General features: G+C 71.6%; 21 protein-coding genes. 6 read left to right on the top strand and 15 right to left on the bottom strand.

Features of this window, described 5'->3' with window-relative positions:
* Positions 1-81: 81 nt before the first annotated feature.
* Positions 82-2,136, bottom strand: a complete 2,055-nt coding sequence (locus AC6CKD_RS15120) for an APC family permease (RefSeq protein WP_498327783.1) — start codon at positions 2,134-2,136, stop codon at positions 82-84.
* A gap of 219 nt (positions 2,137-2,355) precedes the next feature.
* Between AC6CKD_RS15120 and AC6CKD_RS15115 the strand changes: the two genes are divergently transcribed.
* Both AC6CKD_RS15115 and AC6CKD_RS15110 read left to right on the top strand, forming a co-directional pair.
* Positions 2,356-3,024, top strand: a complete 669-nt coding sequence (locus AC6CKD_RS15115) for a potassium channel family protein (RefSeq protein ID WP_498327781.1) — start codon at positions 2,356-2,358, stop codon at positions 3,022-3,024.
* Positions 3,021-3,683, top strand: a complete 663-nt coding sequence (locus AC6CKD_RS15110) for a potassium channel family protein (RefSeq protein WP_214953432.1) — start codon at positions 3,021-3,023, stop codon at positions 3,681-3,683. Before AC6CKD_RS15115 ends, AC6CKD_RS15110 begins: the two co-directional genes overlap by 4 nt.
* A 208-nt stretch (positions 3,684-3,891) precedes the next feature.
* Here the strand turns inward: AC6CKD_RS15110 and AC6CKD_RS15105 are convergent, their stop codons facing one another.
* The 7 genes from AC6CKD_RS15105 to AC6CKD_RS15075 form a co-directional block, all read right to left on the bottom strand.
* Positions 3,892-4,641, bottom strand: a complete 750-nt coding sequence (locus AC6CKD_RS15105; protein ID WP_498327779.1) for a DUF3159 domain-containing protein — start codon at positions 4,639-4,641, stop codon at positions 3,892-3,894.
* A gap of 2 nt (positions 4,642-4,643) precedes the next feature.
* Positions 4,644-5,072: an OB-fold nucleic acid binding domain-containing protein gene (locus AC6CKD_RS15100; RefSeq protein ID WP_403710606.1), complete on the bottom strand. Its 429-nt coding sequence runs from the start codon at positions 5,070-5,072 to the stop codon at positions 4,644-4,646.
* A gap of 24 nt (positions 5,073-5,096) precedes the next feature.
* On the bottom strand, positions 5,097-5,783 hold the full coding sequence (locus tag AC6CKD_RS15095) for a response regulator (protein WP_498327777.1): 687 nt from the start codon (positions 5,781-5,783) through the stop codon (positions 5,097-5,099).
* A complete protein-coding gene (locus AC6CKD_RS15090; RefSeq protein ID WP_498327776.1) occupies positions 5,780-8,428 on the bottom strand; it encodes a DUF4118 domain-containing protein in 2,649 nt (882 codons plus the stop codon). Before AC6CKD_RS15090 ends, AC6CKD_RS15095 begins: the two co-directional genes overlap by 4 nt.
* A 197-nt stretch (positions 8,429-8,625) precedes the next feature.
* The gene (locus tag AC6CKD_RS15085) at positions 8,626-9,417 is read right to left on the bottom strand and encodes a DUF3710 domain-containing protein (protein WP_478684862.1); all 792 of its coding nucleotides are present in this window, start codon (positions 9,415-9,417) and stop codon (positions 8,626-8,628) included.
* A gap of 1 nt (position 9,418) precedes the next feature.
* A complete protein-coding gene (dut, locus tag AC6CKD_RS15080; protein WP_266903881.1) occupies positions 9,419-9,952 on the bottom strand; it encodes a dUTP diphosphatase in 534 nt (177 codons plus the stop codon).
* A complete protein-coding gene (locus tag AC6CKD_RS15075; protein WP_498327775.1) occupies positions 9,952-10,536 on the bottom strand; it encodes a PaaI family thioesterase in 585 nt (194 codons plus the stop codon). The genes dut and AC6CKD_RS15075 overlap by 1 nt, the downstream gene beginning before the upstream one ends.
* Before the next feature lie 58 nt (positions 10,537-10,594).
* On the opposite strand from AC6CKD_RS15075, the gene AC6CKD_RS15070 reads away from it, so the two are divergent.
* Positions 10,595-11,056, top strand: coding sequence for a DUF3093 domain-containing protein (locus AC6CKD_RS15070; RefSeq protein WP_498327774.1), 462 nt, complete (start codon positions 10,595-10,597; stop codon positions 11,054-11,056).
* A 12-nt stretch (positions 11,057-11,068) separates the two neighbouring features.
* Here the strand turns inward: AC6CKD_RS15070 and AC6CKD_RS15065 are convergent, their stop codons facing one another.
* The 4 genes from AC6CKD_RS15065 to AC6CKD_RS15050 form a co-directional block, all read right to left on the bottom strand.
* Positions 11,069-12,061, bottom strand: coding sequence for a hypothetical protein (locus AC6CKD_RS15065; protein ID WP_498327773.1), 993 nt, complete (start codon positions 12,059-12,061; stop codon positions 11,069-11,071).
* Positions 12,062-12,073: 12 nt separating this feature from the next.
* Positions 12,074-12,370, bottom strand: coding sequence for a DUF4193 domain-containing protein (locus AC6CKD_RS15060; RefSeq protein ID WP_112451146.1), 297 nt, complete (start codon positions 12,368-12,370; stop codon positions 12,074-12,076).
* Between the two features lie 384 nt (positions 12,371-12,754).
* A complete protein-coding gene (locus tag AC6CKD_RS15055; RefSeq protein WP_498327772.1) occupies positions 12,755-13,999 on the bottom strand; it encodes a sensor histidine kinase in 1,245 nt (414 codons plus the stop codon).
* 5 nt (positions 14,000-14,004) lie between these two features.
* On the bottom strand, positions 14,005-14,658 hold the full coding sequence (locus AC6CKD_RS15050; protein WP_403710620.1) for a response regulator transcription factor: 654 nt from the start codon (positions 14,656-14,658) through the stop codon (positions 14,005-14,007).
* Positions 14,659-14,905: 247 nt separating this feature from the next.
* Here AC6CKD_RS15050 and AC6CKD_RS15045 point away from each other — a divergent pair, with 247 nt between their 5' ends.
* A complete protein-coding gene (locus AC6CKD_RS15045) occupies positions 14,906-15,079 on the top strand; it encodes a hypothetical protein (protein ID WP_498327769.1) in 174 nt (57 codons plus the stop codon).
* A 100-nt stretch (positions 15,080-15,179) separates the two neighbouring features.
* Here the strand turns inward: AC6CKD_RS15045 and AC6CKD_RS15040 are convergent, their stop codons facing one another.
* Entirely contained in the window at positions 15,180-15,995 is an 816-nt protein-coding gene (locus AC6CKD_RS15040; RefSeq protein ID WP_498328120.1) for an inositol monophosphatase family protein, read from the bottom strand.
* Positions 15,996-16,047: 52 nt separating this feature from the next.
* Complete coding sequence (locus AC6CKD_RS15035; RefSeq protein WP_498327768.1) at positions 16,048-17,223, bottom strand: ferrochelatase; 1,176 nt, start codon at positions 17,221-17,223, stop codon at positions 16,048-16,050.
* Between the two features lie 216 nt (positions 17,224-17,439).
* Between AC6CKD_RS15035 and AC6CKD_RS15030 the strand changes: the two genes are divergently transcribed.
* Together AC6CKD_RS15030 and AC6CKD_RS15025 are read left to right on the top strand one after the other, a co-directional pair.
* On the top strand, positions 17,440-18,702 hold the full coding sequence (locus AC6CKD_RS15030) for an MFS transporter (RefSeq protein ID WP_498327767.1): 1,263 nt from the start codon (positions 17,440-17,442) through the stop codon (positions 18,700-18,702).
* On the top strand, positions 18,647-19,981 hold the full coding sequence (locus AC6CKD_RS15025) for a D-arabinono-1,4-lactone oxidase (RefSeq protein ID WP_498327766.1): 1,335 nt from the start codon (positions 18,647-18,649) through the stop codon (positions 19,979-19,981). The genes AC6CKD_RS15030 and AC6CKD_RS15025 overlap by 56 nt, the downstream gene beginning before the upstream one ends.
* A gap of 4 nt (positions 19,982-19,985) precedes the next feature.
* On the opposite strand, the gene AC6CKD_RS15020 is transcribed toward AC6CKD_RS15025, so the two are convergent.
* On the bottom strand, positions 19,986-20,831 hold the full coding sequence (locus AC6CKD_RS15020; protein ID WP_498327765.1) for a hypothetical protein: 846 nt from the start codon (positions 20,829-20,831) through the stop codon (positions 19,986-19,988).
* Positions 20,832-21,176: the final 345 nt, after the last annotated feature.

Below are 21,176 nucleotides of genomic sequence, written 5' to 3'. Positions count from 1 at the left end.
AAGGAACGGCCGGACGACCGACCCATCAGTTTACGTGGATCTCGTCCGGCCGTTCGCCACCCCGGATCCGGGGCTGCGGGACTACTTCCCCGCCGGGTCCTTCGGACGCGGACGGGGCGTGTCGACCGGCCCGCGGCGCACCGCGCCCGGGGCGTTCCACTCCGCGCGCTTCTTCGCCCGCTTCTTCGCCAGCTCCGAGGACTCCAGCTGGTAGGGCACCGAGGTGACCATCACGCCGGGGGTGAAGAGCAGCCGGCCCTTGAGGCGCAGGGCGCTCTGGTTGTGCAGCAGGTGCTCGTACCAGCGTCCGACCACGTACTCGGGGATGTACACGCTGACGGCGTCGCGCGGGTTCTCGCTGCGCAGGCCCTTCACGTACTCGACGACCGGGCGGGTGATCTCGCGGTACGGGGAGTCGAGGATCTTGAGCGGGACGTTGATGCCGCGCCGCTCCCACTCCTCGCGCAGCGCCTTGGTCTCGACCGGGTCGACGCTGATGCTGAGCGCCTCCAGCCGGTCCGAGCGGGTCAGCTTGGCGAAGGCCAGGGCGCGCAGGGTGGGCTTGTGGACCTTGGAGACCAGGACGATGGAGTGGACCCGCGAGGGGCGCACGCTGTCGTCGCTCGGGCCTTCGGCTGCGGCGATCTCCTCGGAGACCCGGTCGTAGTGCTTGCGGATCGCGGACATCGTTCCGTAGAAGATGACCATGCCGAGCAGGGCGACCCAGGCGCCGTGGGTGAACTTGGTGGCCAGGACGACGACCAGCACCATGCCGGTGAAGAAGGCGCCGAAGGTGTTGATCGCCCGGGACCGGTGCATCCGGCGGCGCGCGGCCGGGTCGCGCTCCGATCGCAGGTGGCGGTTCCAGTGCCGGACCATGCCGATCTGGCTCAGCGTGAAGGAGACGAAGACGCCGACGATGTAGAGCTGGATCAGCTTCGTCGAGTCGGCGTCGTAGATCCACACCAGCAGCATGGCGGCGCCCGCGAGCAGCACGATGCCGTTGGAGAAGGCGAGGCGGTCGCCGCGGGTGTGCAGCTGGCGCGGCAGGTAGCGGTCCTGCGCGAGGATCGAGCCGAGCAGCGGGAAGCCGTTGTAGGCGGTGTTCGCGGCGAGGAAGAGGACCAGCGCGGTGGCCGCGGCGAGCACGATGAAGAGGAAGCTGCCGTTGCCGAAGACGGCCTCGGCGACCTGGGAGATGACCGGGTGCTGGACGTAGCCGTCGCCGACGGGGACGCCGTTCTCCAGCAGGTCGGCGGCGGGGTTCTCGGCCATCCGGACGTTCGTGGCCATGGCCAGGCCGATGATCCCGCAGAACATGGTGACGGCCAGGCCGCCCATGAGGGCCAGGGTGGTGGCCGCGTTCTTGCTCTTGGGCTTGCGGAAGGCGGGTACGCCGTTGCTGATGGCCTCGACGCCCGTGAGCGCCGCGCAGCCGGAGGAGAAGGCGCGCAGCAGCAGGAAGACCAGTGCGAAACCGGCGAGCCCCTGGTGTTCGGGTTTGATCTCCAGGCCGGCCGTCGGGGCCTCCATGGTGTCGCCCATGACCAGGCCGCGCCAGGCTCCGTACGCGATCATCACGAAGACGGCGCCGACGAACACGTAGGTCGGGATGGCGAAGAGGTTCCCGGATTCCTTCACACCGCGCAGATTCATCAGTGTGAGCAGCAGGATCATGATGATCGCGGAGAGCACTTTGTGCTCGATGACGAAATCGACGGCGGAGCCGAGGTTCTCGACCCCGGAGGAGATCGACACGGCGACCGTGAGGACGTAGTCGACGAGCAGGGCGCTCGCCACGGTGAGACCGGCTCTGGGCCCGAGGTTGGTGTTGGCGACCTCGTAGTCACCGCCGCCGCTGGGGTAGGCGTGAACGTTCTGCCGGTAGGAGGCGACCACGGTGAACATCAGCACGACGACCGCGACGGCGATCCAGGGGCTGAAGTGGTACGCCGACACGCCCGCGATCGAGAGGACCAGCAGGACCTCGCCAGGGGCATATGCCACCGAGGAGAGCGGGTCGGACGCGAACACCGGGAGGGCGATCCGCTTGGGAAGGAGGGTTTCCCCGAGGCGGTCGCTTCGTAGCGCCCGGCCGATCAGGATCCGTTTGGGCACGTCGGTCAGTTTGGACACGCAGAGGATCGTAAGCGTTCGAAATCGGCCTGACGAACCCCCCACCCCTATACAGCGTGAAGTCGCACCGCATCCAGGGCAAAGGAGGCCCGCCTCCCGCGCAAATGGTCACAGTGGTGACCGCCCGTGTGTAGCTTGGGCCATGGTCTGAGACCCTGTTAAGCCAGAGCAGCAATGAGGCTGGAACCCAGCGAGCCGCTGACAGCCGGAAGGACGGCCGTGCACATCGTCATTATGGGCTGCGGAAGAGTGGGCTCCGCCCTCGCGCAGACCCTGGAACAGCAGGGGCATACGGTCGCGGTCATCGACCAGGACCCCACCGCATTCCGCCGGCTGGGAGCCGGATTCGGCGGCCGTCGCGTCACCGGAGTCGGCTTCGACCAGGACACGCTGCGCGAGGCCGGCATCGAGGAGGCGGGCGCCTTCGCCGCGGTGAGCAGTGGTGACAATTCCAACATCATCGCCGCCAGGGTGGCCCGGGAGATGTTCGGCGTCGAGAACGTCGCCGCCCGCATCTACGACCCCAAGCGCGCCGAGGTCTACCAGCGCCTGGGCATCCCCACCGTCGCCACCGTCCGCTGGACGGCCGACCAGATGCTCCGCCGGCTGCTGCCTTCGGGCGCCGAGCCGCTGTGGCGCGACCCGAGCGGCGGTGTCCAGCTCGCCGAGGTGCACACCTCCACCACCTGGATCGGCCAGAAGGTCAGCCGCCTGCAGGAGGAGACCGGCGTCCGCGTCGCCTTCCTCACCCGGCTGGGCGAGGCCATGCTGCCGACATCGGCGACCGTCCTCCAGGAGGGCGACCTCGTCCACGTGATGATGCGCACGGACGAGATCGACAAGGTGGAGGCCGCCTTCGCCGAGGGGCCTGAGGAGGCACACGCATGAGGGTCGCGATCGCCGGAGCCGGCGCGGTGGGCCGTTCCATCGCGGGCGAGCTCCTGGAGAACGGCCACGAGGTGCTCCTCGTGGACAAGGCCCCGACCGCCATCTCGGTGGAGCGGGTGCCGCAGGCGGAGTGGCTGCTGGCCGACGCCTGCGAGATCACCTCGCTCGACGAGGCGGCGCTCCAGCGCTGCAACGTGGTCATCGCCGCGACCGGTGACGACAAGGTCAACCTGGTCGTCTCCCTCCTCGCCAAGACCGAGTACGGGGTCCCCCGGGTCGTGGCGCGGGTGAACAACCCGAAGAACGAGTGGCTCTTCAACGAGTCCTGGGGCGTGGACGTCGCCGTTTCGACCCCGCGCCTGATGTCGGCGCTGGTCGAGGAGGCCGTCAGCGTCGGCGACCTGGTCCGGCTGCTGCGCTTCAGCCACGGCGACGCCAACCTCGTCGAGCTGACCCTGCCCGCCGACTCCCAGGTCGCGGGCAAGCAGATCAGCGAGATCACCTGGCCCGAGGACACCTCGCTGGTCACGATCATCCGCGGCAACCGGGTGCTGACCCCGCACGGCGAGGAAACCCTGGAACCGGGCGACGAGCTCCTCTTCGTCGCCGCCCAGGCCCGCGAGGAGCAGCTGGAGGACCTCCTCCAGGCAGCGGACTAGCCTGCGGCCCGCTGAACGCCGAAAGGGGGCGGCCGACCATTGCGGTCGGCCGCCCCTTCTCACATCCCCGGCCCTACGGAGCCGCACGCCCTACCCATCCGGCGCCGCCGAGCCGACTCCAGCCCCGCCGGCGTTTGTGCGCGGGGCCCGGGGCGGCGGCCCGCTCCCACCCCGCGCAGCAAAGTGAGCGCACGCAGCGGCGTACCGCTCAGACCCCCGGACCCCGCGCGGCCTTCGCGGCCGCCTTCGCGGCCTTCTCCGCGGCCTCCTCCGCCTCCCACTCCGCGATCACGTTGATCGGCGGCGGCGCCTGCGCCAGGAAGAGCCACGTGAAGTACACCGCCAGCACCATCGGCGGCAGCTTCAGCGCGATCAGCACCCAGCCGAGCTGCGTCGCGTCGCCCCACCAGTACAGCGGGAAGAGGATCGCGTACTTCGCGAGGAAGATCAGGCCCCAGGCCAGGCTGGCCTTGACGTACGCCTTCTTGCGCCCCGGGTTGCGCGTGCGCCAGGACAGGTTCTCCTTGAAGACCGGCCCCAGCATGACCCCCAGCAGCGGGAAGCCCACCAGCGCGGAGAGCGTGAAGGCCACGCCCAGGCCGGCGCCGTAGATCATGCCGGGCAGGTAGAACCCCTTCGCGCTGCCCGTGAACAGGGCGAAGGCCACGCCCACGCCCACGCCGAACACCCCGCTGAAGGCGTGCTTGACCGTGTCCTTGCGCAGCAGCCGCACGATCACCAGCAGGACCGCGACCGCGCCCGCGGCGATGGCGGACAGCTTCACGTCCTTGTTGATCGTGTAGATCATGACGAAGAGCAGGCCGGGGAGCATCGTCTCCACGGTGCCCCGGATGCCGCCGAAGGCATCGAAGAGTGCCGCCTGTGTGACGGCCTTCTGGTCCGCCGACGGTTCCGTGTCCGCAGTGGTCTGCGGGGTCGATTTGTCGAGTGACGTCACCGTCAGTGCTCCTGTCCGAGCGGTCGGAGTTCGTACTTCGGGTTGAAAAGCACCCGACGGCCGTGGCTCATCGAGATCCGCCCGGAGGCGATCATCCGACGGCCGGGTTCGATTCCCACGATCGAGCGACGTCCGAGCCAGACGACGTCCAGCGCGGCCGAGCCGTCGAACAGCTCGGCCTCCAGTGCGGGGACACCCGCGCGCGGCCGCAGGGTGACGGTCCGCAGGGTCCCGGTCACCTTCACTATCTGGCGGTCGTGGCAGTCACAGATCCGCGTGCACCCCGCGGCTTCTGCGTCCTCCTGCAGCTCCGCCGAATGCAGCTCCTCCTGCGAGGTGGACAGCCGCTCTATCATCCGGCGGAACCGGCCCGCCGGCCTGGCGGGCTTCGCCGGCTTCGCGGGCTTCTCGGAACGCGGTTCAGCACTCATACAGGAAGCGTACCGGCGCCCCCACTACCTCTCGAAGCGGTATCCCATGCCCGGTTCCGTGATGAAGTGCCTCGGGTGCGAGGGGTCGGCCTCCAGCTTGCGCCGCAGCTGGGCCATGTAGACCCGCAGGTAGTTGGTCTCGGTCCCGTACGAGGGCCCCCAGACCTCCTGGAGCAGCTGCTTCTGGCTGACCAGTTTGCCGCCGTTGCGGACCAGCACCTCCAGCAGGTGCCACTCGGTGGGCGTGAGGCGTACGTCGCGGCCGGCTCGCACCGCCTTCTTCGCCGCGAGGTCCACCGTGAAGGTCTCCGTCTCGACGATCACCTCGTCCTCGCCGGCCCCGGCGCCCGGCTCCGCCCGCCGGACGGCGGCGCGCAGCCTGGCGAGCAGCTCGTCCATGCCGAAGGGCTTGGTGACGTAGTCGTCGGCTCCCGCGTCCAGGGCCTCGACCTTCTCGTCGGAGCTGTGCCGGGCGGAGAGGACCAGGATCGGGACCCGGGTCCAGCCGCGCAGCCCCTTGATCACCTCGACCCCGTCCATATCGGGCAGGCCGAGGTCCAGGACGACCACGTCGGGGTGGCGGGCGGCCGCCAGTTCCAGGGCGCTCGCCCCGTCGGCGGCCGCGTCGACCTCGTACTTGCGCGCCTTCAAGTTGATCACGAGGGCTCGGACGATCTGAGGTTCGTCGTCCACCACGAGCACCCGGGTCATCGAGGTCCTGCCTTCTGTCGTATCGAATCGAGATCAAAATCCACCGGGTGCCCCTCGGCCAGGCCCGGCTCCGGCGTCTCGGCCGCGCCGGGCGCGCTGCGCCCCTCGCCGTCCACGCTCACGTGGATCTGCGGCCGCCCGCCGGTCACCGCCCGCAGCGTGAGCACCATGGTGAGCCCGCCTCCGGGGGTGTCCTCGGCCTCCAGCGTGCCGTCCATGGCCTCGGCGAAGCCGCGCGCGACGGCCAGCCCGAGCCCGACCCCGGCGCCGCGGGGCGCGTCCCCGTACCGCTGGAAGGGGGCGAAGATCCGGTCCTTGGCGTCGTCGGGCACGCCCGGCCCGCGGTCCACGACCCGCACCTCGACCCGGTCGCCGAGGAAGCTGGCCGCCACCAGCACCTGCTCCCCGGACGGGCTGTACTTCACCGCGTTCTCCACCACGTTGGCCACGCTCCGCTCCAGCAGCCCCGGATCCACCGCCACCATGGGCAGGGTCTCCGGGACGTCCAGCAGCACGCTGCCCTCGGGTACGCCGCCCAGCGCCATCGGGACCACCTCGTCGAGGTCGATCTCGCGGATCAGCGGGGTGACGGTGCCGGTCTGGAGCCGCGACATGTCGAGCAGGTTGCCCACGAGGTGGTCGAGCCGGTCGGCGCCGTCCTCGATGCCCTCCAGGAGCTCGGCCCGGTCCTCGTCGGACCAGTCCACGTCGTCGGAGCGCAGGGAGCTCACGGAGGCCTTGATGGAGGCCAGCGGCGTACGCAGGTCATGGCTGACGGCGGCCAGCAGCGCGGTCCGGATCCGGTTGCCCTCCGCCATCCGGCGGGCCTCCTCCGCCTCTCCGACCAGCCGCTGCCGGTCGAGTACGACGGCGGCCTGGGCGGCGAAGGCGCCGAGGACGCGGCGGTCCGCGGCGGGCAGCACCCGCCCGGACAGGGCCAGCGCCATGTGGTCGCCGATCGGCATGTCCACGTCGGCGTCCTCGGGGCGGGCGACCGGGTTCGGGCCGACGCTGCCCGCCGGCCGCCAGGGCTCGACGTCGCTCTCGCGCTCCAGCAGCGCCACCGACTCCATGGCGAAGGTCTCGCGCACCCGCTCCAGCAGCGCGTCCAGGGTGGTCTCGCCGCGCAGCACGCTGCCGGCGAGGAAGGACAGGATCTCGGACTCGGCGCGCAGCCGGGCCGCCTGGTGGGTGCGGCGGGCGGCGGCGTCGACGACGGAGGCCACCGAGCCTGCGACGCCGAAGAAGACCGCGATGGCGACGATGTTCTTGGGGTCCGAGATGGTGAAGCGGTGGATGGGCGGGGCGAAGTAGTAGTTGAGCAGCAGGGAGCCGACGGCGGCGGAGGCCAGCGCCGGCCAGAGGCCGCCGAGCAGGGCCGCGGCCACGGTCAGGGCCAGGAACAGCAGCATCTCGTTGGCGAGGCCGGGGTCGCCGTCGATGTGCGTCAGCAGCGTCGCGAGCCCCAGCGGCAGGGCCACCCCGACCACCCAGCCGGCCACCAGCCGGGTCCGGCCGAGCCGGGCCGCCGAGCGGGCCGCGGGCAGGAGGCCGCGGCCCTTGGCGACCTCCTCGTGCGTGACGATGTGCACGTCGAGGTCGGGCCCCGAGTCACGGGCCACGGTGGCGCCGACTCCGGGGCCGAACACGTACCGCCAGGACCGGTGGCGGCTGGAGCCGAGCACGATCTGGGTGGCGTTGACCCCTCTGGCGAATTCGAGGAGCGCCTCGGGCACGTTGTCGCCGATCACATGGTGAAACGTTCCGCCGAGGTCCTCGACCAGCGTCCGCTGGACCGCCAGCTCCTTGGGCGAGGCCGCGGTCAGCCCGTCGCTGCGGGCGATGTAGACGGCCAGGATCTCGCTGCCCGAGCCCTTGGCCGCCACCCTGGAGGCGCGCCGGATGAGGGTGCGCCCCTCGGGCCCCCCGGTGAGGCCCACGACGATCCGCTCGCGCGCCTGCCAGGTGGAGCGGATGTTGTGCTCGCCCCGGTACTGCTGGAGGTACTCGTCGGCCCGGTCGGCGACCCAGAGCAGCGCGAGCTCGCGCAGCGCGGTCAGGTTCCCGGGCCGGAAGTAGTTGGACAGGGCCGCGTCGACCTTGTCGGACTTGTAGATGTTGCCGTGCGCCATCCGGCGGCGCAGGGCCTGCGGGGACATGTCGACCAGCTCGATCTGGTCGGCGCGGCGCACCACCTCGTCGGGGACGGTCTCCCGCTGCCGCACCCCGGTGATCGACTCCACCACGTCGCCCAGGGACTCCAGGTGCTGGATGTTGACCGTGGAGATCACGTCGATCCCGGCCCGCAGCAGCTCCTCCACGTCCTGCCAGCGCTTGGCGTTGCGCGAGCCCGGCACGTTGGTGTGCGCCAGTTCGTCCACGAGGGCTATGGCGGGCTTGCGGGCCAGCAGCGAGTCCACGTCCATCTCGGTGAAGGCGGCGCCCCGGTACACGAGCTCCTTGCGCTCCACCTGCTCCAGACCGTGCAGCATGACCTCGGTGCGCGGGCGCCCGTGGTGCTCGACGAAGCCCACGGCGCAGTCGGTGCCGCGCTCGACCCGGCGGTGGCCCTCCGAGAGCATGGCGTACGTCTTGCCCACTCCGGGGGCCGAGCCGAGATAGATCCTGAGCTTGCCGCGTCCCATGCGCCCATTCTCAGGGACGTCCGCCCCGTTCACGCGCCGATGACCGGCCGCGGGCGGATCCCTGACGGTTCCCTGACACCCCCCCGGGCGGGCGGACGGGGACACCGCCGGGACCGCGGCCGGGTACGACGGGGCCTACGGCCGTGGGCCGCACCCCGGAGGAGCGCGGCCCACGGCCGTACGGGATCGGACCGGGGTCAGCGGACCTCGGTGATCTCCGGGCCGCGCTCGAGCTGGCCCATGCCCCCGCCGAAGCGGGAGCCTTCCTGGTCCCCGGCGTCGTCGGTCTGCACGCCGTCCGGCACCATCTGCGCGTCGTTCGGCAGCTTCAGGACGATCGGGTCGCGCGGGGCCATCGGGCCCTCGCCGCGGACCACGACGGTGTCCAGGAAGATGCGCTCCAGCACCCCGGCCGATTCGGGACGCACCGCGCCCTGGCCGGAAATGACACCGCGCAGGAACCAGCGCGGACCGTCCACCCCGACGAAGCGGACCAGCTGGGCGCCGGTCTGCCCGTCCGGGAGCGGTACGGGGACCTGCGCGCGCAGCTCCCAGCCCAGCGGACCCTCGACCTCGTCGATGATGCCGCCCTGCTTGGTGATGCCCTCGGCGATCTCCTCGCGGACCTCGCCCCAGATGCCTTCCTTGCGGGGTGCGGCGAAGGCCTGCAGCTGCACGGCGCTGTCGCCGAGCACCACGGTCGCGGCGACGATCGCGTCTCCGGCGACCTCGACGCGCAGCTCCATGCCCTCGACACCCGGTACGAGGATGCCGCCGAGGTCGACCCGGCCGTCCTCGGGGTTGCCGGGGACCTCCGAGATGTCCCACGGGCCGTCGGGCCGCGGGGCCGGCGGCAGGTTCACCCTGCGCGGTTGGACCGCGTCGGTCTCCTCCGTGCCGTCCTGCTCATCGGCACCTACGCCGTCGACGACCTGCTCGGCCGCGCCGCCGTCCTTGGCGGAGTCGTTCTTCTTGCGACGTCCGAACACGTCACTGTCCTTCCCGGTCGGATACGACCGAAGCGTAGCCATTCCCACCCTGCTGACCAGCGCCGGATCCGGCCACGGCCGCATGACCACCGGTGGAGCCGAAACCCCCCTCGGCCCGCGCCGAGTCGGGAAGCTGCGCCACCTCGCGGAAGCGCACCTGCTCGACTCGCTGGACAACCAGCTGGGCAATGCGGTCGAAACGCTCGAACCTGACGCTCTCGCGCGGGTCGAGATTGACCACGATCACCTTGATCTCCCCACGGTACCCGGCATCCACCGTCCCGGGGGCATTCACGAGTGCGAGCCCGCAGCGGGCGGCCAGGCCCGAGCGCGGGTGAACGAACGCCGCGTACCCCTCGGGCAGCGCGATGGAGATCCCGGTGGGCAGGACCGCCCGCTCCCCCGGCTCCAGCTCCGCGGCCACGGTGGTGACCAGATCGCAGCCGGCGTCGCCGGGGTGCCCGTAGGCCGGAATCGGCACCTCCGGGTCGACGCGCCGGATGGCCACGTCCACGCCGGTGTTGTTCTCAGACATCAGGGGTTCACCTCGAAGGCGCGTGCGCGCCTGACCTGGTCCGGGTCGGCCATCGCCGCCCGGATCTCCTCGGGCCGTCCGTTGTCGATGAAGTGGTCGACCTTCACCTCGATGAAGAGGGCGTCGGCGCGCAGCGCGACCAGCCCCTGCGGTCCGCCTATTCGGCCGACCGCGCTGGAGTAGATCTTCCGGCCGGCGACGGCGGTGACCTCGGCCTCCAGGTACAGCACGGTGTCCACGGGCACGGGCCGGACGAAGTCGGTCTCCAGCCGGCCGGTGACGGCGATGACGCGCAGCAGCCAGTTCAGGGAGCCCAGGGTCTCGTCGAGCGCGGTGGCGAGGACGCCGCCGTGCGCGAGACCGGGCGCGCCCTGGTGGGCCGCCTTGACGGTGAACTCCGCGGTGACGCGCACGCCCTCGCCCGCGCGGGCCTCCAGGTGGAGCCCGTGCGGCTGGCCGTCGCCGCAGCCGAAGCAGTGCTCGTAGTGCGCGCCGAGGAGTTCGCCGGGGGCCGGGGCATCGGGGTGCCGCACCGGCGGCGCGGCATCGGCGGGGGGCGTCAGCGCTGTGTTTCGTCCACTCACAGCCGCAGACCTTACCCGCGCGGCTACCCGCCGGTCGCCTCGTGGCAGGCTTGGCCCCATGCAGCTCTCCCCCGCGCACCACGACGAACGTCTGACGGCCCCCCGTTCCTGGTGGGCCATCGCCGCCCTCACCGGCCTGGCCTGCGCGCTGATGCTGCTCCCGCTGGGCACGCTGCCCCTGCTGGCGGGGCTGATCGGGGGCACCGCGCTGGCGGGGCTGGTGGTGAGCTCGTACGGTTCCCAGCGGGTGCGCGTGGTGGGCGGCGCGCTGGCCGCCGGCGGGGCCCGGATCCCGGTGACGGCGCTCGGCGACCCCGAGGTGCTGGACCCGGAGGAGGCCCGCGCCTGGCGCACGTACAAGGCCGACACCCGCGCCTTCATGCTGATGCGCAGCTACGTGCCGACGGCGGTGCGCGTCGAGGTCACGGACCCGGCCGACCCGACCCCGTACGTCTACCTCTCCACCCGCGAGCCGCAGGCCCTGGTGGCGGCCATCCGCGCGGCGCAGGGCCGGGACTGACCCCGGCCGGGCTCAGTCCCGGGGGTCGGCGGCTCCCGGATCGCCGGCCTTCGGGTCGAGGGCGGCCGGATCGACGGTGCTCGGGTCGATGGCCCGCGGGTCGAACATCCGGCCCTCGACCGCGGCCCTGGCCGCCTCGGGAAGGGCCTCGGTGGGCCGCTCAAGGGGCGGGAGCTGCGGGAGCGCGTTCCAGGGCACGGCGCGGGCCCGCAGGTCCGTACGTACCTTCTCGGCGAGTTTGCGGGTGTCCCGGCGGTTCATGACCGCTCCGACGGCGGCTCCGACCATGAAGGGCATCAGGTTGGGCAGGTTGCGGAACATCCGCTTCGTGATCTGCTGGCGCAGTTCGCGCTTCATCTGACCGCCGAGCGCCGCGTTCAGCGTGGTCGGCTTCGTCAGGTCGACCCCGCGCTCCTCCGTCCACGACGTGAGGTAGGCGACGCTGCGCTGCTTGAGGCTGCCGGGCGGTCGCAGGCCGTAGACCTCGTGGAGTTCGGCGATGAGCTTCAGCTCGATCGCGGCGACCCCGGTGATCTCGGCGGCCAGCTCGGCCGGCATGGCGGGGGGCACCGGCAGCATGGCGGCCGCGCCGATCCCGGCGCCGACCGTGGAGGTGGCGTTGGCGGCGCCCGAGATCAGCTTGTCGGCCAGCTGATCGGGCCCGAGGCCCGGGAACTGCGCGCGCAGGGTCGCGAGGTCCCGAACCGGAACGCGTGGTGCGTTCTCGATGACTCGGTCGGTGAGGTAAAGGGCGGCGGCCCTGGCACTTTCGCCGCCCTTGCGCACACCGTTCTTGACGGCTTGCAGCCGACGGACCCCGGAGTGCTTCCGGGGCCCCTCGCCGGCCTCGGAGGCCGACGGCACCGCCTCGGCGATGTCGGGGAGCACGGCGGGTACGCCGTGGGCTCCAGGGCCTGTTACCAGGCCCTCGGTTCCCTCGCGCGTCTCCGCCGGATCACCAGCTTTTCGGAAGCGCCGCTTCCGAAATGGTGTCGAGCCAGTCACGGCCGACGCCTCTCAGTCGCATTCGCGGCAGATCGGCTGACCGTTCTTCTCGCGCGCAAGCTGGCTGCGGTGGTGCACCAGGAAGCAGCTCGTGCAGGTGAACTCGTCGGCCTGCTTGGGCAGGACCCGAACGGCCAGTTCCTCGTTGGAGAGGTCTGCGCCGGGCAGGTCGAGGCCCTCCGCGTTGTCGATTTCGTCCAGGTCGACGTTCGAGGACGACTTCTCGTTGCGACGAGCCTTCAGCTCTTCGATGCTGTCGTTGTCTACGTCGTCGTCGGTCTTGCGCGGGGTGTCGTAGTCCGTTGCCATAGTTCGCTCTCCCCCTCTGGGATTTAGCGGGTGTCTCAGCGCACGTAACGCGCGAGAGGCCGGACTTGTGCCCGACCTGAGGCGGAGATTTTGCCTCACATCAAGGTCTGTTACTCAATCGACACCCAGCCGCACATTCGTAAGAGCGATTGGCTGGGATGACGACCGGGACCGTACACGGTCCGGGGGCCGTCTTGCACAAACGCCACCCCATGTATTTCCCGCCGCTAGGGGGGCAGGAAACCCGGACTTCCCGGGCTTTCCGGCCGCCCCAAGGTCACTGAGCGCATAGGGCCGGACACTCGGCACTGTGATCGATCGCACAGAAGTCACTGCCTTCATGACCCAAGCATTCAGCCAGCAGCGAACACCGGGTGGTCTCGCTCACAAGGGCAGAGTGACACGCATCACGAGGCCACCGCCCTCGCGCGGTACCGCCTGGATCTTTCCGCCGTGTGCGCGCGCCACGGAGCGCGCGATCGAGAGGCCGAGCCCGACACCCTTGTCGCTGCCCGTGCGCTCCGTACGCAGCCGTCTGAAGGGCTCGAAGAGGTTGTCCACCTCGTACGCGGGAACCACGGGACCCGTGTTCGATACCAGCAGGACCGCCTGCCCGTGCACGGCCTCGGTGGTGACCTCCACCCAGCCGCCCTCGGGCACGTTGTAGCGGACGGCGTTCTGCACCAGGTTGAGCGCGATCCGCTCCAGCAGCACACCGTTGCCCTGGACGACGGCCAGCGCGCGCTCCCCGCGGATCTCCACGCCCTTGGCCTTCGCCTCCCCGCGCACCTGGTCGAGGGCGCGCGAGGCCACCTCCGCCAGGTCCACGGGCTTGCGCTCGATGATCTGGTTGTCGCTGCGGGCCAGCAGCAGCAGGCCCTCGACCAGCTGCTCGCTGCGTTCGTTGGTGGCGAGCAGGGTCTTGCCGAGCTGCTGGAGCTCCACCGGCGCCCCGGGATCGGAGAGGTGCACCTCCAGCAGCGTCCGGTTGATGGCCAGCGGGGTCCTCAGCTCGTGCGAGGCGTTGGCCACGAACCGCTGCTGGGCCGTGAAGGCCCGCTCCAGCCGGTCGAGCATCTCGTCGAACGTGTCGGCGAGCTCCTTGAGCTCGTCGTCCGGCCCGTCCAGCTCGATCCGCCGGGTCAGGTCGGAGCCGACCACCCGGCGGGCGGTGCGGGTGATCTTGCCCAGCGGCGAGAGCACCCGGCCGGCCATGGCGTAGCCGAAGGCGAAGGCGATGATGCTGAGCCCCATCAGGGCCATCAGCGACCGGCTCAGCAGATCGTCCAGCGCGTGCCGGCGCTGCTCCAGGACGCACTGGGCGATCGCGACGTTGAACTGCTCGTTCGACTGGCGCGGAACGCCCACTCCGGGGCAGTTGCTGGTCACCTGGATGTCGGTGCCGCCCACGATCTTGAACGGCTGGGCGTTGCCCTCGCGCAGCGCCTGAGCCGCCAGCAGGTAGATGATCGACAGCAGCAGGATGCCCGCGATCAGGAACATCCCGCCGTACAGCAGCGTGAGACGTATGCGGATGGTCGGCCGCAGCCAAGGGAAAGGACCCTCGGGCTGGCCGGGGTCCCAGGTCGGTTTCGGAGGCGCCGCCGGTGGCGCCGGGGTCGCTGCCACCCGCGTCAGATCCGGTAGCCGGAACCGGGGACGGTCACGATGACCGGCGGCTCCCCCAGCTTGCGGCGCAGCGTCATCACCGTCACGCGCACCACGTTGGTGAAGGGATCCGTGTTCTCGTCCCACGCCTTCTCCAGGAGCTGCTCGGCGGACACGACCGTGCCCTCGCTGCGCATGAGGACCTCAAGCACCGCGAACTCCTTCGGTGCCAGCTGCACCTCCTTGCCCTCGCGGAACACCTCGCGCCGGTTCGGGTCCAGCTTGATCCCGGCGCGCTCCAGCACCGGGGGCAGCGCGACCGTGGTGCGGCGGCCCAGGGCCCGTACCCGCGCGGTCAGTTCGGCGAACGCGAAGGGCTTGGGCAGATAGTCGTCCGCCCCGATCTCCAGGCCCTCGACCCGGTCGCTCACGTCGCCGGAGGCCGTCAGCATGAGCACGCGGGTGGGCATGCCGAGCTCGACGATCTTCCGGCAGACGTCGTCGCCGTGGACGAGCGGGAGGTCCCGGTCGAGCACGACCACGTCGTAGTCGTTCACTCCGACGCGCTCCAGTGCCGCGGCGCCGTCGTACACGACGTCCACGGCCATGGCCTCCCGGCGCAGTCCGGTGGCCACCGCATCGGCGAGCAGCTGCTCGTCCTCGACGACGAGTACGCGCACGTCGTTTCCTTCCTCAGAGCCCGTCAGGGCAGGCGTGTCATGTGGCCTCCATCCTGCCCCTTTCGCCGGTAAACCGGCTGTAAGACGCTGCTCGGGGGTGACTCCACAGACGGAAGTGAGGATTCCCTCGCCTTACGAGGTTTCTGGGGCCGAGGCGGCGGGGAGGACGACTTCACACCCCGAACACCTCCCTGACGGCGCACTGCCACGTGCCGCCGCCGACCCACGAAGAGGGGGCGAACCCACCATGGACGCATTCACCGCGGGTCTCCTGCAGCGCATCAGGAGCACGCAGTCGGACCTCAGGCTGGCTCGCGAGACGGGCGACGACTTCCTCGTGGAAGTGGAACAGGCGGAGCTGGAAGACCTCCAGCGCATCGCCGCCGATCACGGCGTTCCGGTCACCGTCTCCGCCTGCTGATTCCAGCCGCCGCTACCCACACTCCCCCGGACCCCGGAGGCCGCCACCCGGCCGCCGGGGTTCCTTCACGCCCGCCGGGGCGCGCCCCGGGGGCGCCGGCTCAGTCGTGCCAGGCCCCGGCTTCCTCCAGCAGCGGCCGCAGCGTGGCGAAGACCGCGGGGGTCGCGGCCAGCGCGAGCTCGCCCGAGGCGGGCTCCCCGGCCCGGCCGCCCGTCACCGCGCCGGCCTCCCGCGCGATCAGCTCGCCCGCCGCCAGGTCCCAGGGGTTCAGCCCGCGCTCCCAGTACCCGTCCAGCCGTCCGGCGGCCACGTCGCACAGGTCGATCGCCGCCGAACCGCCGCGCCGGACGTCCCGCACCAGCGGGATGATCCGCTGCGCGACGTCGGCCTGGTGCGCCCGCCTGCTCTGGACGTACGCGAAACCGGTGCCGATCAGCGCCTGGTCCAGCGGAGCCGCCGGCCGGCAGGCGAGCCGTACCCCGCCCAGCCAGGCCCCGCGTCCCAGGACCGCGTGGTACGTCTCCCCGCGCATCGGCGCCGCCACGACGCCGGCCACCGTCTCGCCGCGGTACTCGGCCGCGATGGAAACGCCCCAGGTCGGCAGCCCGTAGAGGTAGTTCACCGTGCCGTCCAGCGGGTCGATGACCCACCGCACGCCGCTGGTGCCGGCCGATTCCGAGCCCTCCTCGCCCAGCAGCCCGTCCTCGGGCCGCCGCTCCCCGAGGATGCCGGTGATCAGCTTCTCGGCCGCGATGTCCATCTCGGTCACCACGTCGATCGGGCTCGACTTGGTCGAGGCCACCGCCAGATCGGCCGGCCGCCCGTCCCTCAGCAGCGCGCCCGCCCGGCCGGCCGCCTCCAGGGCCACGTCCAGCAGTTCGGTCTTCAGCTCTTCGGAGATCACGCCCGGCTCCAGTTCCTCGGCTCGTACGGACTGACTGGCTGACTGACTGCGCACACGGAGCGGCCTACGCGTACGGGCTGTCCACGCCCGCGGCCGCCGGCCGGGGCCCGCGCGCCGGGCAGCAGCCCACCGCGCACAGGTCGTGGCTGGGCCCGAGCTGCCCGAGCGCACAACGCTCCACGGCCTCCCCGCGTTCCGCCGCCGCCCGCTCCAGCACGAGGTCCCGTACTGCCGCCGCGAACCGGGGGTCGGCGCCGACCGTGGCCGAGCGGGCGATGGGCAGCCCCAGCTCGGCGGCCTTCGCCGTCGCCTCCGTGTCGAGGTCGTACAGCACCTCCATGTGGTCCGAGACGAAGCCGATCGGCACCATGACCACCGCCGGGGCTCCCGCCGCGTGCAGGGCCTCCAGGTGGTCGCAGATGTCCGGCTCCAGCCACGGGACGTGCGGGGCACCGCTGCGCGACTGGTAAACGAGCTCCCAGGGCAGCTCGGTGCCGGTCTCGGCGCGGACCGCGTCGGCGATCAGCTTCGCGACGTCCAGGTGCTGCTTGACGTAGGCCCCGCCCTCGCCGTTCGCGGTGTGGTCCTCCACCGGGCCGGAGGCGTCCGCGGCCGCGGTCGGGATGGAGTGCGTGGTGAAGGCCAGGTGCGCCCCGGCGCGGACCTCCGCGGGCAGGGACGCCAGCGAGGCGAGCACCCCGTCGATCATGGACTGTACGAAGCCGGGGTGGTTGAAGTAGTGCCGCAATTTGTCGACCTTCGGCAGGTCCGCCCCGGCCACGCCCTCTTCGACGAGCAGGGCGAGCGCGTCGGCGAGGTTCTCGCGGTACTGCCGGCAGCCCGAGTACGAGGCGTACGCGCTGGTAGCGAGCACCGCGATGCGGCGGCGCCCGTCGGCGGCCATCTCGCGCATCACGTCGTTCAGGTACGGGGCCCAGTTGCGGTTGCCCCAGTAGACCGGCAGGTCCAGCCCGTGCCCGGCGAAGTCCTTGCGCAGGGCGTCCAGCAGTTCGCGGTTCTGGCCGTTGATCGGGCTGACCCCGCCGAAGCCGAAGTAGTGCTGCCCGACCTCCTTGAGCCGCTCGCGCGGGATGCCGCGGCCCCGGGTGACGTTCTCCAGGAACGGCACCACGTCGTCGGGGCCCTCGGGGCCGCCGAAGGACAGCAGCAGGAGGGCGTCGTAGGGGGCGGCGGGGCCTTCGGCCGAGCCGGCGGCGGAGGCGCGGAGCTGGTCAGACATGCCTCGAATCCTGCCACCCGCCGCCGCTCCGCGGAAAACAGCCCCGGCCCCGGGACCGCTCCGCCGCGGGTCGGGCGCCCCCGGCTTACGCCCCGGCTTCCGCCCGCCTTCCGCCCCGTCCGCCGTCCCGCGCCGGGCCCCGCGGCTTCCCCAGGCGGGCGGCACGTGCGCGGCCGTAACCTGTATGGGCCAATGACGTCCCTTACGGAGGGCACCTTGCCCAGTCCCTACCGCGCGATCTTCGCCGCCCCCGGGAGCCGGGGCTTCAGCGCGGCCGGCCTCATAGGCCGGCTGCCGCTCTCCATGGTGGGCATCGGCATCCTGACGATGATCTCCGAGCTCACCGGCCGCTACTCGCTGGCCGGCGCCCTCACCGCCACCCTCGCGCTCTCCGCCGCCGCGCTCGGCCCGCAGGTCTCCCGCCTGGTCGACCAGTACGGCCAGCGCCGCGTCCTGCGTCCGGCGACCCTGCTCGCGCTGCTGGCCATCTCCGGGCTGCTGCTGTGCGCGGCCAACAACACGCCCGACTGGACCCTGTTCGTCTTCGCGGCGCTCGCCGGCTGCGTCCCCAGCGTGGGCTCGATGATCCGCGCCCGGTGGACGGCCATCTACCGGGACTCGCCGCGCGAACTGCACACGGCGTACTCCCTGGAGTCCGTCCTGGACGAGGTCTGCTTCATCTTCGGGCCGATCCTCGCCATCGGGCTCTCCACCACCTGGTTTCCCGAGGCGGGCCCGCTGGTCGCCGGGGTCTGCCTGCTGGTGGGCGTGTGGTGGCTGACCGCCCAGCGCGCCACCGAGCCGGCCCCCCACCCGCGCGGCGAGGACGCCGACCGGACCTCGGCGCTGCGCTCCCCCGGACTCCAGGTGCTGATGGCCACCTTCGTGGCCACCGGCGCCATCTTCGGCTCCATCGACGTGGTCACGCTGGCCTTCGCCGACGAGCAGGGACACAAGGCCGCCGCCAGCTTCATCCTCGCCATCTGGGCGGTCGGCTCCTGCCTCGCCGGCATCGTCTTCGGCCTGCTGCACCTCAAGGGCAAGCCGGAACGCAGGTGGGTGCTGGGCATCTGTGCGATGGCCGTGAGTATGATCCCCCTCCTACTGGCCGGGAACCTTCCGTTTCTGGCCGTGGCGCTCTTCGTCTCGGGCCTCGCCATCGCTCCCACGATGATCACCACGATGGCCCTGATCGAGGCGCACGTACCACGCGCGAAGCTGACCGAGGGCATGACCTGGATCAGCACCGGCCTCGCGGTCGGGGTAGCGCTCGGCTCCTCCGCGGCCGGCTGGGTCATCGACGCCGCCGGCGCGAAGACCGGGTACGTCGTCTCCATCTCGGCGGGGACCGCCGCGGCGGCGGTTGCGTTCGCGGGTTACCGCCGGCTGACGAGGTCGGCGCAAGGGGAGGAGCCTTCCAACGATGGCGACGACGGGGACAGCAGGCAGCAGCGGGACACGGACCGCCGCGTGGCATAACTGGGCGGGCAACGTCAGCGCCACGCCCGCGCGCGTGGTCACCCCGGCATCGGTCGGGGAGCTCCGGGAGGCGGTCCGCCGGGCCGCCTCGGACGGGCTGAAGGTGAAGGCGGTCGGCACCGGCCACTCCTTCACCGCGGCCGCCGCGACCGACGGCGTACTGATCCGCCCACAGGCGCTGGCCGGAATCCGGGCGATCGACCGGAAGGCCGGCACCGTCACCGTGGCGGCGGGCACGGTCCTCAAGGACCTCAACCTGGCCCTCGCCAAGGAGGGCCTGTCGCTCGCCAACATGGGCGACATCATGGAGCAGACGGTCTCGGGCGCCACCAGCACCGGGACCCACGGAACCGGCCGCGACTCCGCCTCCATCGCCGCCCAGATCCGCGGCCTGGAACTGGTCACGGCGGACGGGCGGCTGCTCACGTGCTCCGAGAAGGAGCATCCGGACGTCTTCGCCGCGGCCCGGCTGGGCATCGGGGCGCTCGGCGTGGTCACCTCGCTCACCTTCGCCGTGGAGCCGCTCTTCTTCCTGACCGCCCGTGAGGAGCCGATGGCGTTCGACCGGGTGACGGCCGAGTTCGACCAGCACCACGCGGAGAACGAGCACTTCGAGTTCTACTGGTTCCCGCACACGGGCAACTGCAACACCAAGCGCAACAACCGCAGCCAGGGCCCGGCCGCCCCGCCCGGAGCGGTCTCCGCCTGGGTCGAGGACGAACTGCTGTCCAACGGGCTCTTCCAGGCCGTCAACTCCCTCGGCCGCGCCGTCCCGGCGGCCATCCCCTCCATCGCCCGGATCGCGAGCCGCGCCCTGTCGGCGCGCACCTACACGGACATCCCGTACAGGGTGTTCACCAGTCCGCGCCGGGTGCGCTTCGTGGAGATGGAGTACGCCCTTCCGCGCGAGCGCGTCGTCGAGGCGCTGCGGGAGCTGAAGGCCATGGTGGACCGCTCCGGCCTGCGGATCAGCTTCCCGGTGGAGGTGCGGACGGCTCCGGCGGACGACATCACCCTGTCGACGGCCTCGGGCCGCGAGACGGCGTACATCGCGGTGCACATGTACAAGGGCACCCCGTACCAGGCCTACTTCACGGCCGCCGAGCGGATCTTCACCGAGTACGGCGGGCGGCCGCACTGGGGCAAGGTGCACACGCGCGACGCGGAGTACTTCGCCGGGGTGTACCCGCGCTTCGGGGAGTTCACCGCGCTCCGGGACCGGCTGGACCCGGACCGGGTCTTCGGCAACGACTACCTGCGGCGCGTTCTGGGGGCCTGAGCCCTCAGGGGGTCCGCGTCTCCCCGCCGGTGCCGGCGTCCGCGCCCGAACCGCTTCCCGTGCCGGCGCTCGGGGCCGGCTTGCCGGTGCCCGGCGTGGGGGTCGGGGTGGGCGTCGGCGTCGGGGTGGGCTTCGGCGGAGTCGGGCTCGGCGTGGGGGTCGGCGTCGGCGAGGGGTCCGGGTCGGGCTTCGGGCTCGGGTCGCCCTTCGAAGGCGAGGGGCTCGGGGAGTTCCCGGTGTCCGGGGTCTTCCCGCCCTTCTCGCCGGTGCCGGTGCCCGAGGGGGCCTTCCGCGGGTCCGGCTCGTGGTCGCGGGCCGTGCCGACGCCGCCGGTGAGGAGCGTCTTGCCGTCCGCGCTCACCGAGGTCCCGGCCACCGCCTCGTAGGCCCCCAGGCCGCCGAGCGCTATGACGAACGCCGCACCGGAGGCCACGGCCGTCCGCTTCCAGCCCCGCATCCGGCTGCCGTGGACCGTCGCCTCGCCGAACTCCTCGTCGGGCGGCGGCCCGCCCGCCGGCACGGCGCCCAACAGCATCGTGCCGTCCGGCGGCCGTACCGCGGGGGCGGACCCGGGTCCGTCCACCGGTACCTGACGGGCCTTCGGCCGGGCCGTCTCGCGCAGCTGGTCACCGGTGCGGCGGAAGAAGTGCTGGATGACGGGCCCGCCCGCCGTGGCCACCACGCTCACCACGCCGGCGCCGAGGATGGTCCCGTAGACGCCCAGCTGCGAGGCGAGCAGGGCCGCCGCGACCGTGGCGAGGGAGGAACCCGCGACCTGAGCCGCACTCAGATCGAGCTTCTTCTCCTTCTCCCGCTCCGGCTCGACGTCCAGCACCGTCTTCTGACCCATCGCCATCCCCTGCGTGTCCTGCCCCTCGCGCTCCAACGCCTTCTCCCGTTACTGACACATCAGCGAAACGGATAGTTCCGTTTCCGGAGTTCTGTGAAGCAAGACACCCGAAAACGGGCGCACGGGCAGGTCCGGCCGGATGTGGACCCGATCCGGGGCAGCCCAACTCCCGCCGTCCGGGACAAGTTCGGCGGCGCGGCGGTCCACCCAGGTGGCCCGAATGGAGTACTGTGGCGAGCCCTGGGGCCGTCCTTCCTTACGGATGTCCGGACTCGGGAGAGGGGGCCGGCTGATGGAAAAACGGCACTCGAGACCGGTGATGCCGCGGTATTGCACGGGATCCTG

The organism is Streptomyces sp. GQ60, from assembly GCF_059758875.1.
Note: the sequence above shows the minus strand (reverse complement) of the source record. Positions and strands in the feature narration are given on the sequence as shown.